Raw genomic sequence first — 1,050 nt, forward strand, 5'->3', positions numbered from 1 at the left:
ATGCATCAGAAATACAGTGCGTAAAGTCGTACATTGGGTAAATGCACCACTTATCACCAGTTTGGTGGTGCGTAGCAAAACGCACTCGGTATAAAACTGGATCGCGCATGACCATGAATGAAGAACCCATGTCGATTTTAGCACGAAGACACGCTTTACCTTCTTCAAATTCACCAGCGCGCATTTTTTCAAACAACGCCAAGTTCTCTTCAACAGAACGGTCACGGTATGGACTTGGTTTACCTGGCGCCTTTAGTGTGCCGCGGTATTCACGAATTTGCTCTGGACTTAGCTCATCTACGTACGCTAAGCCTTTGTTAATCAATTCAATTGCATATTCGTAAAGCTTATCGAAGTAGTTTGATGAGTAACATACTTCACCACTCCACTCAAAGCCCAACCAGTTTACATCTTTCTTGATAGACTCAACGTATTCGATGTCTTCTTTTTCAGGGTTTGTATCGTCGAAACGCAGATTACATTGACCCTGGTAGTCCTGAGCAATACCGAAGTTCAAACAGATAGACTTAGCATGACCGATATGCAGGTAGCCATTTGGCTCCGGCGGGAATCGAGTATGCACGCTAGTGTGTTTACCATCCGCTAGATCTTTATCAATGATCTGGCGAATAAAGTTTGATGGACGAGCATCAGCTTCACTCATCTATAGCACCTCAAAAATATTAGTATTGTCAGAGAAAACGGAACCCTGTATCCAAGTATGGTTTCACAGAGTACATTGTTCCTAATGATCCACAATTCTAAGCAATTAGACAACAAGAACTCGCTCTAAAACGACAATATTTATCGAGTTAGCGTGAAAGCAAAGCAGATTCAAAGGGCCTAAACGAAAAAAGGCCTCCTGCGGAGGCCTTTTGCGATGTTGTAGTATCAATTGTTTGCAATACCAATAACAAACAATCACACCACTATTAAACAGTTAAGCTGGTAGCTGAACACCACTTAAGTCTTCATCTTTAGATACATTCTTCATCTCACCAGCAACAATCTCTGCTAGTGGACCAAGGATAACTTGTAGGTTGTTTGTAC

1 protein-coding gene is annotated in these 1,050 nt (G+C 41.9%); it reads right to left on the reverse strand.

The features are described 5' to 3' along the window. A partial coding sequence (locus IQR33_RS09780; protein WP_228013827.1) for a glutamate--tRNA ligase family protein occupies positions 1-664 on the reverse strand: 664 nt, incomplete at its 3' end. Positions 665-1,050 lie beyond the last annotated feature (386 nt).

It is taken from the genome of Vibrio sp. OPT46, from assembly GCF_015163535.1.
Classification (GTDB): Bacteria; Pseudomonadota; Gammaproteobacteria; order Enterobacterales; family Vibrionaceae; genus Vibrio; species Vibrio alginolyticus.